A 16,396-nucleotide genomic window follows, 5' to 3' on the forward strand; every position below is an offset into this window, starting at 1 on the left:
GGTATTTGTAGCTATGTTGAGCCGGGTTAGATTTTTTCTTATTGTGAGTTGCATTATCGTCTTCTTTTCCTGCAACAGGAGTAAAGTAAGGCAGATACCTATTATTGACTTTTTTAAAACACCCGAAAGGAGCTTTTACCGAATTTCGCCCGATGGTAAATATGTTTCATACCTTAAGCCATTTAAAGATAAGCAGAACATATTTATACAGTCATTAGCCGATGGTAAGGAACGAATGGTTACTCAATTTGAGGACTATTCAATCAGAGGTGATTATTTTTGGACATACAATAACCAGCTTGTTTTTTCGCAGGATCTTATCGCTACCGATTCGGTTAAGATGTATGCTTTTGATGTGGCTACCAATAAAAGCCGGATTATATTATCGTTCGGTAATGTGAGGATTGGCCTGGTTAACCGTAACCGGCAGCAGCCAGATATCATCACTATTAAAACTAATGAGCGTGATCCGGGTAACTTTGATGTTTACCGCCTCAACGTAAAAACCGGCGAAATGAAGACTTACCTGCTTAACCCGGGTAATATTACTGAGTGGTTTGCAGATGCCGACGGCAGGATCAGGCTGGAAAGGGCATCAGACGGGGTTAACGAAACCATCTTATTTCGCCCCGATGAGGATAAGCCCTTTAAGCCTATAATCGAAAATAATTTTAAGAATGCAGTAAGGCCTATAGCTTTTACAGGTATAAAAAATTATTTCTATGCGTTATCAAACGTAAACCGCGATAAGATGGCCCTGGTTGAGATTAATGCGGAAGATGGTAAAGAAGAGCGGACGATTTTTAGCTGCAGCAAAGCGGATATCACCAGTTTTGAGTATTCGAAAAATAAACACCGGATAGAATTTACCGGCTGGGACGAATCAATGCCGCGTAAGCATTTTCTGGCACCTGATGTTGAGCAGATGTACCAAACCATTCAGCAACAGCTTAAGGGTAATGAGATCAGAGTGGTTGACCGCGACAGCTCCGAGAATAAATTTATCCTCAACACTTATACCGACCGTAATCCCGGTTCATACTATCTTTTTGAAAAAAACAGTGGCAAGTTAACCAAGCTAAGCGATATCAACTCAAGCCTTGTACCTGCCGAATTATGCGCCATGAAACCTATATCATACCATGCGCGCGATGGCTTGCTGATTAATGGTTATTTAACCTTACCAAGGGGCGATAAAAATGAAAACTACCCTGTAGTAGTTATGCCGCACGATGGCCCATGGGGGCGTGATACCTGGGGATATGATGACCAGGTGCAGTTTTTAGCCAATCGTGGGTATGCCGTGTTCCAGGTTAATTACCGCGGATCAACAGGCTATGGCAAGGCCTTCCGAAGTGCGGGATATAAACAAGTAGGCGGCAAAATTCAAGATGATATTACCGATGGGGTACACTGGCTTATTGATACTAAAGTTGCAAACCCTAAAAAGATTGCCATTTTTGGCGGGCGTTTTGGCGGTTTTTCAGCGCTTTATGGTGTGTCTTTTCATCCCGAGTTATATAGTTGTGCTGTAGTACAATACGGGCTTATTAACTTTTTTACCTATATTAAAGATGCACCACCATTTGTTAAACCTTATTTAAAAATGACTTACGAAATGGTTGGCAACCCCGAAACTGACGCAGATCAGTTGAGGGCGATATCGCCTGTTTTTCATACCGATAAAATTAAGGTTCCTCTAATTATATTCCAGGGTGCCAAAGATCAGCGGGCTAATATCAGCGAGCTTAACCAGTTTGTACGCGAGCTGCGTAAACGTAACGTTGATGTGAAATATTTTTTAAAACCCAATGAACGTGCATATTTCAGGAGCGAACATAACCGTATGGAAATGTATGCCGAAATAGAAAAGTTTTTGGATAAGAATATGCGGGTTAAACCATAAGCCGACATGGCATTACAGAAAAACGCTTACCGGCAAAACTTTACGCTGATCACCATTTTCCTGGTGTTCATTTCCATAACTTTTGTGGTAGCCCTGTTTATATCTTATAACCTCACCGCAAAGTATGTTGAAAATGAGTTTTCCTCAAAAAAGGTTGAGGTACTGGAACAAACCATTAAACCGTATTATGAGTTTTTTCAGAATAAGATCCCTGAAATAACCTCCTATCAGGGTTTTCTTGATTCGGCATCGGCAGGTAAATATGCGGCCTCTGTTTTTCATGATTATAATTTTGTGCGCCGGGTTATCTTTTATGATGCCCTCATTGGCGGCAAAACTACGATGACCGTACGCAAAAATAATTTGAACATAGCCGCTAAGGCTGTTTATCAGTATTGGCACGTTAATGACAAGGTGTACGGGGCCGAGCAGCGGAGAACAGTCAATGAAGATGATTTCAGAGAGATGGCTATTAAATTAAGTAATTATATAGCCTTTTCAGATACATCACGCGTATCAAGTCAGGATGAACTTTTTAAAGCTTTTTGGGATGTGAAACCCGACAAGATCAGTTATACCAATGTTCTCAGGCGCGAGGATGTACGTATCTATCGTGACATGCAAATGTTGGGTAACAGCAAAGGAGCTTCATACAAGCAAAACATGATGACCTTTTACCTCGACCCGTACCTGATCAAGGTGAAAAATACGCATCCCGAGCTGTACGAAAATGTATCCATTCAACCCGTTGTATATGACCCTATTGACAGTGAGGGCGATAAACTGATAACCGAGGTGTCATTACCTGTTGCTTTTTCTGATTACAAGCTGTTCTTTAGTTCGGCACAGGGCTACTTAACTGCCGAAATTAATCGCCGCTTTATGCCCATCGGAGCTATTGTATTATTAATGACCCTGTTTTTAATGCTGATAGGCTGGCTTATATACCGTAATCTGAACGTGAATATGAAACTGTTCAAGCTTCAGTATGATTTTATCAACAACTTTACCCACGAGTTTAAAACACCAGTAAGCGTAATCAAAATAGCCGGCTCAAATTTGCGCGGCGATGGCGAACTTACCGAAAGGCAGCGCCGTCATTATGGCAAAATATTAGATGAGGAAGCTGATAAGCTCAACGAGCTCATGAATAAGCTGCTTTCCTTTACGCAGATTGAAAATAAATCCATTACTTTAAAAGAGGAAGAAATTGATATAGAGAGCTTTATTGGCCGGTATATTGATACCTTTAAAATAAAGTATGCTGATTTTAATATTAAATTTAAAATCAACAGGGTTGAAACTTTTTATACTGATCCTGTATTATTAGGGAGTGTTTTTCAAAATCTTATTGAAAATGCATACAAGTATTCGCACCCTCAGCAAAAGGAGTTGTTCATCAATATTTCACAGGAAAAGCGCAATATTGTGTTTTCGTTTGCAGACAAGGGGATAGGGATACCAAAAAATGAACTGAATAACGTTTTTAAGAAGTTTTACAGAATAGAAAACCAATACAATCAAAACGGGAGCGTTGGCCTGGGTTTGGCATTTTGTAAAGAACTGGTTAATTTTATGAACGGTGATATAACCGTTTACAGTAAGGTTAACGAAGGTTCGGAATTTATAGTTACGCTTCCATACGAAAATTAAGATATGAACAAAGAAATTAAAATTGCGCTGGTTGAAGATGACGAGAACCTGCGTTTCCTGGTTTCAGAGCGTTTGCAATCAGAGGGGTACAAGGTACTGGAAGCCGGTAATGGCAATGAAGCCGAAACCATGATATTGGCCGAGCAGCCTGATATTGTACTGTTAGACTGGATGCTGCCCGGCAAACCGGGCTCGGAGGTTTGCGGTAATATCCGCGAAAAAGGGTTCGATAAACTCATCATTATGATGACCGCTAAGGCGCAGGATGTTGACAAGATAGAAGCCTATAACTTTGGGGTATCTGACTATATCACCAAACCATATAACATGGACGTATTGGTGGCCCTGATTGAAAACAAGATCAAGTTTTCTCTTAACAGCGAAAAGCCCGAATCGTACCGTTTTGCCAACATGGAGCACCTGCCTAACACGCACCTCCTTATCCGCGATGGCCGTAAGATAGAGCTAACTATCCTCGAAAACAGGATCCTGCTTTATTTCCTCAAAAACAAAAACAAGGTTATCAACCGCGAAGAACTAATGATGGAAGTTTGGGGCTACAACGCCGATGTAAATACCCGCACCCTGGACATGCACATCGTTCGCTTGCGTAAAAAAATTGAAACCAATGCCGATTCGCCGCAGTACCTGCAAACTGTAAGGGGGATAGGATATAAGTTTGTTTATAATCAGTAGTCTTCAGTTTGCTGCTTTAAGTGGGCAGTTTGTAGGTCTGTAAATAGGCTTTTTTGAAAATATGTCATTGCCAGCGAAGCGCGGCAATCTCGTATCTAATGCATGTCCGACCTGTATAGATACGAGATTGCCGCGTCGCCTCTGGCGCTTTTGCCCGTGCTATTCCTCGCAACGACAATTTTAATATGATAGTTTCCTATATACCCTCCCTACAATAAAATCCCCAAAAAATGTTTTATCCCCAATCACATTGTATCCCGCAGCATCAAAATGTTTTTCGATAGCTGGCAGCTTACTTGCTTCTATCCCGCAAAGCAACCTGAAAAAAACAAACATGCTTTTGAGTAACACGTTTTGCCACCAGCGGCCGGTAAGCTGAAAATCGGCATTGAGCCAGAGGCCACCGGGTTTGAGCGGGTTGTGCAAATGATTAAAAACATTATCAACCGTTTTATCCACAAAGTTATCGAACAAGAAGGGCGTGATAACCACATCAAAGCCGGCAGTAAGTTCAACGTTTTCAACAGCATCGTTAACAAAGGCAACTGTGTTTTGGCCGGTTTGCCTTTTTTGCGAGAGCTCAGTCATATTAGCCGAGATTTCCACATAGGTAATATCTAAACCCGAAGGATGTATTTTGGTGAGTTCTTCTAATATCCAGCCGGTGCCGCCGCCTGCTATCAGGATTTTACTTTTAGGCGGGATAAAACCCAATAAATATACCTGCGTGTTTATTAATGCCCGCCCATATACCAATCTTGAAAGCCGATCATAAAACCATGCAGAGTTGTTATAATTGGCCGCCATGCTTTAACGAAAAAAGTATTTGAGGGCGTTAAAGGCTACTACAATAACATACTGTAAAATCAGCACCCCATCCATATAAAAAAAGTAATAGTACTCATTCTTTTCCCAGGCCGATCTGAAGATGAGCCATCCGGTAAGGAACATGGTAAGTGTGAGTGCAAAGAAATCAAGGCTAAAGCCATTTTGCCTGAACAGGAACATAAGTACAATGTAGCCGGTGAGCAATACCTGGCAAAACAGATAAGCATTTTTTTCACCCCAAACTACCGGGATGGTCTTAAGGCCCACTTTACGGTCGTCGAAAAGGTCCCTGATATCGAAAGGTATTGTAAGCGCACCTATAAACAAAAAGCGTTTAGCTATGAGTATAGTAGTATCGCGCATGCTGATATCGGTTAGGTGATTATGCATTGATTCCAATACCGGGAACAGTACACAGCTCATTGTCCATACCAGGGTTATTAAAAACGGTTTTAAACCGGGGATATTTCTTAAACCAAATTTATGATCGCCTACACTAAACAAGGGTAAACCGTAGCCAAATGATAAAACACTGAGAAATATGAGCAGGATCTTTGATTCGGTAGTGATGATAAAGAAAAGCGGGACCAACGATAGTAGCGACACGATGGTAAATGTTACCATAAGCCGATAATGTGCAAAAAACCAGCGTACCCTTTTATAAGGCGACCGTTGTGGTTTAGTTGGACGGGTGATGAGAATACAAAAATTGTAAATACCCAGTGTTGAAGTGAATAACAAGCCCAAAACAGGGAACACTGGTTTTGATCCTATTAAGTGAAAGGTTAACAAGGCCTGTGCTACAGCACAAAGCGACATGAAAATATTACTGAAGAGCAGAAAATCTAATACAGACTGTAATAATTTCTTCATCGGTAAAAGGATAGCAGCTTCTGCCTGGATCTTTTAGGAAATTGGTAATGAGGGATCGCGGCCTGCTTTTAATGTAAATATCGTAATCTCCGGCAATATTCCAACCCTGCCGGTTAAACCAACAAAACCAAAACCTACATTTACATATAATTGTTGTTTGTTTTCCTGATAATGACCAGCCCATTCATTATAAACATATTTTATAGGGCTACATTGAAAATGTGGGGTACGTACGCCAAATTGCATGCCATGGGTATGCCCGGCAAACATAGCATCAATTTGTGGGTATTTAGGTAATACCTCGGCCCGCCAATGCGATGGATCGTGCGAGAGCAGGAGCTTTACCGGCAGGTCATCTGTGTTTTTTACGGCCAGGTCCATACGCCCGTATTTGGGGAAGCGGCTGTATTCGCTCCAGTTTTCAATACCTAAGATCCCTATTTCTTCTCCGTTGATTTTTAGACGGCGATTTTCGTTCCTGAGCAGGTTCCAGCCCATGTTTTTATGGGTGGTTATCAAGTCATCATGATTTTTCTTTTTATCCGCCGGGGAGTTCCAGTCGCCATAGTCGCCATAATCATGGTTACCCAGTGTTGAAAAAACACCAAGGGGGGCTTTTACGTTAGTGAAAATGTCCTGGTAGCTGGTCATTTCCGATGCTTCATCGTTAACCAGGTCGCCGGTAAAAAATATCAGGTCGGGTTTTTCTTTCAACAGCATTTCAACACCACCGAGCACCGCTTTTTTATTATAAAAGCTGCCTGAATGAATATCCGAGATCTGCCCGATCCTTAAGCCATCAAAGGCCTTTGGCAGATTAGGCAGATACATAGTTTGATACAGTACATGATAATCATACGAACCTTTGGGCATGGCCTTTTTTATAGCGGCCAGGGGAACGGTTGCGGCAAGCAAGCCTGCTTTTAAAAGAAACTCGGAACGGGGAATGGCATCAATATTAGTAGCAGCGGCAGGAGCAGTTGAGAGAGGAACTGAGGTATCAGTTTTTTTCCTTTTCAGCGCAATTTTTCGCCTGATATCATCGGCAAAAATGAATGGTATAAAAGTAAATTTACAGATGAGCAGGATAAATGTTACCAGCAAACAGGCAGCGCGTACACCCGTACCTGCTATGGTAATATAACCGGCAGTTAAAAGCGCGGCCACACACAAGGCCGAAAAGCCCCAAAAAAAAATGGCGAATGCTTTTGATTGAAGCACTCGCCATTTTTTGAACGCGCCACGGATGCCATATAAAACATACCGGTCGGCCAGCAGCTCAATTATGATCCAGAACAATATGCTTAGCGCTTTAAAAATCATATAGCGCCATATATTTTAGTATCGGTCGTCGTCAATGTCAAGGTCATCGTCATCGGGCTGCAAGTTAAATAAACTGTTAAACATATCCGAAAACGCGAAGCCATTATCCAGGAAACCTTTGTTCAATTGTGAAAATTCCGACAGGCCGTGAAGTACAAATTCCATCAGCAGCAATTGCTGGCTTTCGCCCAAACGCGGGTGGATCTTTTTTACAAGGTCTTTCAACCCCACAACTTCTTCCAACGCTTTTTTGTATTCCTGCATGGGCATATCATCAACCAAAGCTACATTGTTGCCATCGCCAAACCAGTTAATGATAGCTGCATATGGGTTAGGGGCTTTGGCTTTCTTAGCCTTTTCCGGGTCAGGGAAAAACGATAGCAGTAAGCTTTTGATGGCTTTACCTATCAGGATATTGGCCACTTTGCCTGGTCCCTCCAGTTCACCCTCATAAACCAGCTCAATTTTACCGGTGATGGCAGGGATCACGCCTAAAAAGTCGGTGATACGTACAAAGGTAGTTTTTTCGTGGTTGATGATCATCCTGCGTTCGGCATTACTGATCAGGTTTTCATAGGCCGAAATGGTTAAACGCGCTGATACACCCGATTTTTTGTCGATATACTCGGAGTTACGGGCTTCAAAAGCAATTTGCTCAACCAGGTTCTTAACTAAACCATCAGCCTCAATAGCGATACGCTGATCATCGGTAAGGGATGCTTCCTGTTGGGTGATCTTACGCGAAATTTCAACCGAACGTGGATAATGTGTTAAAATCTGGCTCTCAATACGGTCTTTAAGCGGTGTAACTATCGAACCACGGTTGGTATAATCTTCAGGGTTGGCGGTAAACACAAACTGGATATCCAGTGGTAAGCGTAATTTAAAACCACGGATCTGGATATCTTTTTCCTGCAGTATGTTGAACAGCGATACCTGGATCCGGGCCTGCAAGTCGGGCAGCTCATTGATCACGAAAATGCCGCGGTGTGCACGTGGGATCAAGCCGAAGTGGATTACACGCTCGTCCGAATAGGTTAATTTTAAGGTGGCAGCTTTGATTGGATCAACATCACCAATTAAATCAGCTACGGTAACGTCAGGGGTGGCCAATTTTTCGGTATAACGCTCAGAGCGGTGGATCCAGCCGATGGGGGTATCATCTCCTTTGTCGGTTATGATGCTATGACCAAACCACGATATGGGGTTGTACGGGTCATCAAATAACTCTGATCCTTCAATATATGGGATATACTCATCAAGCAGGTTAACCAGCAAGCGTGCAATACGGGTTTTAGCCTGGCCGCGTAAGCCTAACAGTAAAATGTTGTGACGTGACAGGATAGCAGTTTGCAGATCAGGGATCACAGTATCTTCAAAACCGATGATGCCTTCAAAGCCGCCTTCGCGCTTTTTAAGCTGTTCAATAAGGTTGGCACGCAATTCGTCTTTAACCGAACGGCTCTTGTAGCCTGTTTGCTTTAGCTGGCCGAGGGTTTTTATATCTAATAATTTACTCATGTTTTCAATTAAGGAATTTGACAATTTGATAATTTGAAAATGGACGTATCAAAACATCTTCAAATTATCAAATTGACTAATTTTCAAATAATAATTTACCTCACAGTCCTTCTTCTGTTTCTGATATAATCCTCAAAAATGTACTCACCAAGACCGTTCAGGGAACTGTAAAAGGCTTTGCCTCCGTTTGTTTCTGTGAATTTACGAACAAACTGCTGCAAATAAGGGTCTTTAGCTATCATAAATGTGGTAATAGGTATTTTTAACCGCTTACATTGGGCAGCCATATTAAGGGTTTTGTTAACCACTTTCCTATCCAAACCAATGCTGTTTTTATAATACCTGGTGCCTTCCTTTAAGCAGGTTGGCTTACCATCCGTAATCATGAAAATTTGTTTATTGTGCGTTTTACGGCGGCGGAGCAGATCGGTAGCCAGCTCCAAACCTGCATAGGTATTGGTATGATATGGGCCAACCTGCAAGTAAGGTAAATCCTGCAAGGTTATTGGCCATGCATCGTTCCCAAATACAACAATATCCAACGTGTCCTTAGGATATTTGGTGCGGATCAGTTCGGCAAGGGCCATAGCTACTTTTTTGGCCGGAGTGATCCTGTCTTCGCCATAAAGAATCATGGAGTGCGAAATATCGATCATGAGCACAGTTGAAGTAAGGGTTTTGTAGTCCATTTCCTCTACCTCAAGATCGCGTTCGGTCATCATGAAATCGCCTATACCGTGATTAACCTGGGCGTTGTGGATAGACTGGGTCATGTCTATCTGATCAAGGCTGTCGCCAAACTCAAACTCGCGGCGTTCGGCATTTTTTTCATCGCCCTGGCCTGATTGCGGCGAGCGGTGGTTGCCTTTGCCTGATTTTTTTAGCTTGCCGAAGATCTCTTCCAGAGCGGATTGCCTGATGCTTTGCTCAGTTTTTGCCGTAATCCGGAACTCGCCATTCTCATTATTTTCGTCGAGATAACCCTTTTGCTTTAGTTCATCGATGAAATCGCCCATGCCATAATCATCGTTGGTAAGGTTATATTGTTTATCGAGTTCGTTAAGCCAGGCTAAAGCTTCGCCTGCATCGCCCGATGTATAGTTGAGCAACTCGAGGAATAATTTTAACAATTCGTCAAATCCGCCTTTAGGGATTTGGTTGGGCTTAAATTTGGAAAATCCAAAACCGCGCATATTTTGTCCTTTCTGTACATAAAGGAACGGAATATTTTTAGGAAAAGTTTCGCTGCGGAAGTGATAAAATAAATTGTTAGTTAAGTATGACAATTAGATTTTTGATTTCGGATATCCGATTTCGGATTTATTTTTAATAGCAGCAATAGCCTGTTAAACCAAATCCGAAATCCTAATTCCCAAATCCGAAATTAAATGTAAGCCAAACTATTCAGGAGCTCAGCCGGGTATACCGGGTTAGCGCCTCGCTGGCTGGCTACGTATGAGCCAACGGAGCACGCTTTATCTACCACCTGCTGCATGGGTTTTCCCGAAAGGAGGCCGGATACAAATGTTGCCAGGAAAGCATCGCCGGCGCCTACGGTGTCGGCAACTTTTACCGGGCAGCCGGGACTGTCATAAAATTCATGGTCGTGCCATACCAGTGCACCATGCTCGCCGCGGGTTACGCAAATGGTTTGGCTATGGTATTTGGAACGGAACTCGCCAATTTGATCGCGCAGGGAAGCACTACTTCCACCGATGAGCAGGTTGGCTTCTTCCTCGTTCATTTTCACTACGTCGGCCCGGGCCACCAATGTTTCAATAGTTGACAGGGTGTAATGCGGCGGGCGAAGATTTACATCAAATATTTTTAGCGCCGGGGTTTCATCAAGCAGGTTTAACAATGTTTCGCGGGTAGTAGCGGTACGGCAAGCCAAACTGCCAAACACAATGGCCCTGGCTGCCTTGGCTGCTTTAGTGAGTGCAGCCGATGGTTGTATGTTATCCCATGAAACGGGTTGTGGAATAATATAGGTAGCGGTATTGTTTTCATCAAGCTGTACGGTAACCTCACAGGTTGGAAATTCATCGTCCTGCTGAATCAGGTCCGAATACAGGTCACTGCTTTTTAAAAAGCCTATCAGTGCATCGCCCGAGTTATCCATACCCACAGAGCTCGCAAACGCTGTTTTTACACCCTGCTGTACCAGATGCCGGGCTACGTTCATGGGTGCGCCACCAGCTTTTTTTCCGTCGCCAAAAGCATCCCATAAAACTTCGCCGAAGCTTAATACCTGATTTCTCATAGTTAATTTGTTTTTTTACTGACGATGAAAACCAAATATACTGTATTAAGTTGGATTTTATTTTTTGTTTGAACCATGATTTTAGTCATTTTTAGGATTAATGGATTTACTTTGCCGATATAACAACAGGTAATCTGTTAATCGGGCAAATCGTGAATCAGAAAATTGTATACCTTTATTATATGAAAATAATATTGCTGGGTTTTGTGTGTATGCTTGCTGCCACATGCTGCTTTGCGCAGAACAGGCAAGCCATTTTGAAAGTAATGCATACACAAGAGGAGGCCTGGAACCGGGGCGATATTGAGGCGTTTATGCAAACTTACTGGAAATCAGATTCGCTGGTTTTTGTAGGAAAAACGGCGCCAGCTTACGGCTGGCAAACAACACTTGATCATTACAAACAAACTTATCCGGATAAGGCTGCCATGGGGCAGCTTAGCTTTAATATCATACAGCTAAAGGTATTGGATGCAACCAATGCTTTTGTTTTGGGTGGATGGAAACTAACCCGTGAAAAAGATACGCCAGGCGGCTATTTTACGCTATGGTTTAGGAAAATTAAGGGTGAGTGGAAGATAGTTTGTGACCACACTTCGTAGAGAGATTAGTGATTGGAGACAAGAGATTAGGAGAATAATGTAGAGATTCAGAAGCGCAGGGAATGCGCGATTCCCCTCTTGAGAGGGGAGGAGGGGTGTGTTTATTCACTTAATGGACGACACGCACGCACATTTCAACACACCTCTCTTAAAGGAGGGTTTGCAATTTCGGATCTCAAAAAGATACTGCATGAAAAGAGGTTTGATCATTGGGAAGTTTTTGCCGTTGCATATTGGACATATGACTTTGATAAGTTATGCCCTTGAACACTGTGATGAGCTAATAGTAGTTATCGGTGCCAGCGACGATGAGCCAATTGCAGGTGATGTGCGGCTTGACTGGCTGGAAAAAACTTACGCAGGTTATGACAAGGTTAAGCCTATATTGTTAAGCTACGATGAAGCTATGCTGCCGGGTGCGGCCGACTCGATAGAAAATATGTCGAGACTTTGGGCCAGCTATCTTAAAAAAAAGCTGCCGCCTATTGATGTTATATTTGCATCCGAGGCCTATGGCGCTTATATGGGGCGGTTCCTGGATTGTGAAAGCGTTATTTATGAAGAACCCTGTAAAATTGTACCGGTACCAGCGGCAAAACTCAGGGAAGAGCCTGACTTATACCTGCATCTTTTGCCCGATGTGGTTAAGGATTACTATAAAAAATCAGGCTGAATAATTTGGGTGGCAATATTTTACAAACGTTATTCCCGATCAATCCTTAGCAAACCAGTTCCGCTTAAAATCGGAGGGATTTTTTCCAACTATTTTATTAAAGAGTTTATTAAAATATGATAAGCTTTCAAATCCTACAGCGTAACAGGTTTCAGTAACGTTTTTATCCTGCATGAGCAGGTTTTTGGCTACATCAACACGGTATTGGTTCACGAAATCGGTGAAGGTCATTTTAGTTTGTTTTTTAAAATAGCGGCAAAAAGCCGCTGTAGTAAAGTTCACTTTAGCCGCCACTACATTTACATCGGGTTTAAGATTGTAATTACTGCCGATATATTCATAAATAGCCCCCATCCTGATCTTATCTTTTAAAAAAAACTGCAGGTTCGGCTCGTCATTGTTTAAAATCGTAAATTCTTTTGAACCAGCCAGGATATTAAAGATCTCCATCAAACCCATTAATTGCTGAAAAGAATCCATCCCCGGTAAAAGTTTCAGTTTTCGCACTGCCGTAGTCCTGGTATCTCCATAAAAAGCAATACCGTTGGCGGCTTTTTTGAAAAGCTGCCCGATGGTCGAAAATTCGGGAGTGATGCCTATTGCCGTTCCCATGAAATCTTCTTTTAGCTGCACCACTATCTGATGGTATTCGCTCCGCAGCCGGTAATCGAAGTTGAGGTGGGGAAGGTTACTGCCAATAAGCACCAGGTCATGCTGGGTGTAGCCGGAAATGTGTGAACCTACGTGCCTGATCCCTGCATCGGCCTCAACATAAACCAATTCGTATTCGGGGTGATAATGCCACAGAAAAGTGTTGCGAAGCCGGGGTGAAAAGAGTTTGAACGATTTGCCAGGTTCAAAATTGATCTTCTCTAACTGGATCTTATCCATGCTATATTGAGCATTAAGTTTTAGTAAAGATAAACAAAGTGATCAATGCAGAGCAAATTTTGGTCATTGTACAGGATAATCCATCTTCCATGCCAACCTAAATTTGAGTTATAAATCAAAAAGAAAATGATGAAGACCGAAAACGCAGCCATGACCATGGCAACCACGCTGGCGAATGCACATAAAGAGATCCCTGGTAATCCGTCAACCGCTAAATCAAGCCAGATCCGCCTGAATGAACGTAAAAACAATGCATCGCTGAAAGTGCTTAGCGAGGCCGATTGGCAATTTTGGATAGAGAATGGTTATGTGATCATCAAAAATGCGGTACCTAAAGAGCAGGTTGAAAAATTAGCTAATTATCTGTGGCAATATGAAGATAAGGATGCCAATGATATCACTACCTGGTATAAAAAGCCCAATGCCCAAATGCAAATGAGCGAGTTGAACAATACCGGCATGGTTGAAATTTATAATCAGCAGTTTATGTGGGATAACCGGCAATATCCTAAAGTACATGCGGCTTTTACAGATATCTGGGGTACCGAAAAACTATGGGTAACTATTGACCGGGCCAATCTGAATTTTCCGCTAAGGCCTGGCTTTGAATATAAAGGTTTTATTCATTGGGATTATGACCCGGAAACCAAACCTCAAAATGTGCAGGGCGTACTGGCCCTCGCCGATCAGACTGATGAAAACATGGGTGGTTTTCAATGCATCCCGGAACTATATCGTACATACGATACCTGGAAATTAACTCAACCAGAAGATAGGGATCATTATAAACCTGATATCACCGGTTTTGAAACCGTAAAAGTAAAACTGGAAGCAGGTGATCTGTTGATATTTAATAGTTTGCAACCGCATGGCATAAGACCTAATACCAGTGCAGATAAAGTGCGTATAGCGCAGTATATATCCATGATGCCCGCCCAGGAAGACAATGAGGAGCTGAGAAAATGGCGCATTAACAGTTGGCAAAGCCGCGAAGCCATGCAGGGCTACGCTTTTCCGGGTGATCCGCTGGAACGGGAAAAGCAAAATCCGGTAGCTGAGCTTAGCGATCTGGGTAAAAAGCTTTTGGGCCTGGAGCGGTGGTAGATTGTATCTCATATACACGTTTTCGGGAGTATTTGATAAACAAGCCGGTTGTGAAGACACGGTCTTGGGTATAAAACAAAATAGCGATGGACAAATCCATCGCTACTCAATATCATGACTTAAGACTTTCGACTTTAAAAAGGTTTCCCCGCGGCGAGCTCTCTATTAGCCCATTTAACGGCCAGTCCTTCGCGGTATTTAGCATATTTGCCTTTGAACATCATTTTTAGAGCGCTATCAACACCACCTTTAACGGCCAGGTTATACAAGCTTGCCGCTTTACGGCTTATACTGGCATCCCATGCGCGAAGGCTCAGGGAATATGAACCATCAACATATTTCATCCAGTGCCAGTAGCCGGTTGGCATAAACAAGGTATCGCCATGTTCCAGGAAAACTTCAATGCCTTCCACGCCGTCGAGCGCCGGGAATTTTTTTACATCAGGATTTAGTACATCATAATCCTCCAGTGCATATGTAGCATTGGGGATACAGTACAGGCGGCGCTTCCACTTGTTTTCAAATAGGATCACATGCTTACGCCCTCCAAAATGGGTATGGAAAATATGCGGAAGATCAATATCGTAATGTAAAAAAGTAACCGAGTTTGAACCGCCGAAAAACATGGCGGGCATGCTTTCCAAAAAGCCCCCCATCAGGTCCTTAGGTAATACGATATCATCCAAAAGTTGTGGCGCTTGCTTAAATATGTTAAAGAAAAAAATCCTTAACTCGGTTGGTTTACTGCGGATAAGGTCGATATATTCATCAAAGGGCATTTCAGTTGCCGACGAATTGATAGGTTTTGAAGGATCGGCCTTTGAATTATCATACAATGGCACTACTTTATTGCCCACAACCTGCTTTAAATATTCGGGTGTCCATTTTTCGCGGCAGGCCAGCTTTTGGTAAGCCCTTTGATAACCAGCGGGCGACGAGGGTCTAAATAATTCTTCTTGAAGTCTTCGGGAGAAATATTTTCAACCGTATCGATCGGGTTAAGAATGAAGCACATAATAGTTTATTACTTTAGGGGGATTACGCTTATTTTAAAATAAAGTTACAATATTGTTTCTTACTCGTTTAAAAGCATTCAAAATAACGAAATAAACCCCAAAGTAGTATAAATATATCTTAATATTATGGCTTGCCTGATACAAGGGCGTTGTTAGCACGTTTGATAGCCAGGCTCTCCTTCCAGTCCATGTAATCCTTTTTAAAGCGGGCTTTCATCAGGTTATCGAACTTGCGCTGCACAGTTAGGTTATACAAGCTTTTGGCTTTAATGGCCCATGATTTATCCCAGGCGCGTAACGATATCGAAAATGAACCGGTGAGGTATTTCATCCAGTGCCAGTACCCGGTTGGCATAAACAGGGTATCGCCGTGCTCTAAAATGGCCTCTTGTCCTTCAATGCCGTCAAGTGCCGGAAATTTGGTGAAATCGGGGTTTTCAATATCATAATCTTCCAAAGCATAGGTAGCAAAAGGGATGCAATATAGGCGTTCGGTCCATTTCTGATCGAACAGCATTACATGTTTGCGGCCATTAAAATGTGTATGGAAAATGTGTGCAAGATCGATGTCGTAATGTAAAAATGTTACAGAACCGGCGCCGCCGAAAAACATATTGGGGTATTTATCCAGGAAACCACCCATTAAATCAGATGGCGAACGATAATCTTCCAGCAGTTTTGGGGCATGTTTAATTGGGTCGAACAGGAAAATTCTTAAATCAGTTGGCTGTTTTTGGATAAGATCGATATAATCGCCAAACTTCATTTCAGTTGCAGATGCATTGATAGCTTTGGAAGGATCGGCCTTTGAACTGTTATAAAGCGGAACGGTTTTATCTCCAACTACCTCTTTCAGGTATTCAAAAGTCCATTTTTGCAGGGCAGGCCAGCTTTCGGTAGCTTTGCGGATAATAAGCGGTTTACGCGGATTTAAGTAGTTGTTAACAAAATCCTCTTTGCTTATATTGTCTACACTATCAATAGGTGTAAGCGTTATACTCATTTTCACAAATTAATTAACGAGTAAAATTAATTCTTTGTAAATAA

The 16,396-nt window shown here is 42.4% G+C and carries 16 protein-coding genes; 6 read left to right on the forward strand and 10 right to left on the reverse strand.

Annotated elements, in window-relative coordinates; translation table 11 throughout:
* Positions 1-43: 43 nt before the first annotated feature.
* Genes DIU38_RS30080 through DIU38_RS30090 form a run of 3 tightly spaced genes read left to right on the forward strand, consistent with a single transcriptional unit; the run spans position 44 to position 4,255 of the window.
* Complete coding sequence (locus DIU38_RS30080; protein WP_167516317.1) at positions 44-1,906, forward strand: S9 family peptidase; 1,863 nt, start codon at positions 44-46, stop codon at positions 1,904-1,906.
* 6 nt (positions 1,907-1,912) lie between these two features.
* Positions 1,913-3,559 carry a sensor histidine kinase gene (locus DIU38_RS30085; RefSeq protein ID WP_112651042.1) on the forward strand — a complete coding sequence of 549 codons (1,647 nt, stop codon included), beginning with the start codon at positions 1,913-1,915 and terminating at the stop codon, positions 3,557-3,559.
* A 3-nt stretch (positions 3,560-3,562) separates the two neighbouring features.
* Complete coding sequence (locus tag DIU38_RS30090; protein ID WP_090530416.1) at positions 3,563-4,255, forward strand: response regulator transcription factor; 693 nt, start codon at positions 3,563-3,565, stop codon at positions 4,253-4,255.
* A gap of 180 nt (positions 4,256-4,435) precedes the next feature.
* Here the strand turns inward: DIU38_RS30090 and DIU38_RS30095 are convergent, their stop codons facing one another.
* The 6 genes from DIU38_RS30095 to DIU38_RS30120 all read right to left on the reverse strand — a co-directional run bounded on the left by DIU38_RS30095 (position 4,436) and on the right by DIU38_RS30120 (position 11,063).
* Positions 4,436-5,062, reverse strand: a complete 627-nt coding sequence (locus DIU38_RS30095; RefSeq protein WP_112651040.1) for a class I SAM-dependent methyltransferase — start codon at positions 5,060-5,062, stop codon at positions 4,436-4,438.
* A 3-nt stretch (positions 5,063-5,065) separates the two neighbouring features.
* Positions 5,066-5,956 carry a UbiA prenyltransferase family protein gene (locus tag DIU38_RS30100; protein ID WP_243770621.1) on the reverse strand — a complete coding sequence of 297 codons (891 nt, stop codon included), beginning with the start codon at positions 5,954-5,956 and terminating at the stop codon, positions 5,066-5,068.
* 33 nt (positions 5,957-5,989) lie between these two features.
* Positions 5,990-7,255, reverse strand: coding sequence for a metallophosphoesterase (locus DIU38_RS30105; protein ID WP_243770889.1), 1,266 nt, complete (start codon positions 7,253-7,255; stop codon positions 5,990-5,992).
* A 39-nt stretch (positions 7,256-7,294) separates the two neighbouring features.
* Positions 7,295-8,800 (reverse strand): sigma 54-interacting transcriptional regulator, encoded by a 1,506-nt coding sequence (locus DIU38_RS30110; RefSeq protein WP_112651036.1) that lies wholly within the window; start codon positions 8,798-8,800, stop codon positions 7,295-7,297.
* Positions 8,801-8,895: 95 nt separating this feature from the next.
* Positions 8,896-9,993 (reverse strand): vWA domain-containing protein, encoded by a 1,098-nt coding sequence (locus tag DIU38_RS30115; RefSeq protein WP_090531322.1) that lies wholly within the window; start codon positions 9,991-9,993, stop codon positions 8,896-8,898.
* Between the two features lie 191 nt (positions 9,994-10,184).
* Positions 10,185-11,063 (reverse strand): carbohydrate kinase family protein, encoded by an 879-nt coding sequence (locus DIU38_RS30120; protein WP_112651034.1) that lies wholly within the window; start codon positions 11,061-11,063, stop codon positions 10,185-10,187.
* Positions 11,064-11,245: 182 nt separating this feature from the next.
* Between DIU38_RS30120 and DIU38_RS30125 the strand changes: the two genes are divergently transcribed.
* Entirely contained in the window at positions 11,246-11,665 is a 420-nt protein-coding gene (locus DIU38_RS30125) for a YybH family protein (RefSeq protein WP_112651032.1), read from the forward strand.
* A 190-nt stretch (positions 11,666-11,855) separates the two neighbouring features.
* The gene (locus tag DIU38_RS30130) at positions 11,856-12,338 is read left to right on the forward strand and encodes an adenylyltransferase/cytidyltransferase family protein (protein ID WP_167516318.1); all 483 of its coding nucleotides are present in this window, start codon (positions 11,856-11,858) and stop codon (positions 12,336-12,338) included.
* A gap of 39 nt (positions 12,339-12,377) precedes the next feature.
* Here DIU38_RS30130 and DIU38_RS30135 read toward each other — a convergent pair whose 3' ends face one another.
* Positions 12,378-13,229 (reverse strand): helix-turn-helix domain-containing protein, encoded by an 852-nt coding sequence (locus DIU38_RS30135; protein ID WP_090530392.1) that lies wholly within the window; start codon positions 13,227-13,229, stop codon positions 12,378-12,380.
* Between the two features lie 126 nt (positions 13,230-13,355).
* Here DIU38_RS30135 and DIU38_RS30140 point away from each other — a divergent pair, with 126 nt between their 5' ends.
* Positions 13,356-14,333, forward strand: coding sequence for a phytanoyl-CoA dioxygenase family protein (locus DIU38_RS30140; RefSeq protein WP_243770620.1), 978 nt, complete (start codon positions 13,356-13,358; stop codon positions 14,331-14,333).
* 134 nt (positions 14,334-14,467) lie between these two features.
* Here DIU38_RS30140 and DIU38_RS30145 read toward each other — a convergent pair whose 3' ends face one another.
* The 3 genes from DIU38_RS30145 to DIU38_RS30150 form a co-directional block, all read right to left on the reverse strand.
* Positions 14,468-15,235 carry a cupin-like domain-containing protein gene (locus tag DIU38_RS30145; protein WP_244311321.1) on the reverse strand — a complete coding sequence of 256 codons (768 nt, stop codon included), beginning with the start codon at positions 15,233-15,235 and terminating at the stop codon, positions 14,468-14,470.
* Positions 15,199-15,348: a cupin-like domain-containing protein gene (locus DIU38_RS34300; RefSeq protein WP_244311245.1), complete on the reverse strand. Its 150-nt coding sequence runs from the start codon at positions 15,346-15,348 to the stop codon at positions 15,199-15,201. Before DIU38_RS34300 ends, DIU38_RS30145 begins: the two co-directional genes overlap by 37 nt.
* A 125-nt stretch (positions 15,349-15,473) precedes the next feature.
* On the reverse strand, positions 15,474-16,352 hold the full coding sequence (locus DIU38_RS30150) for a cupin-like domain-containing protein (RefSeq protein ID WP_112651026.1): 879 nt from the start codon (positions 16,350-16,352) through the stop codon (positions 15,474-15,476).
* Positions 16,353-16,396: the final 44 nt, after the last annotated feature.

Source organism: Mucilaginibacter metallidurans (genome assembly GCF_003286435.2).
Lineage (GTDB): Bacteria > Bacteroidota > Bacteroidia > Sphingobacteriales > Sphingobacteriaceae > Mucilaginibacter > Mucilaginibacter gossypii.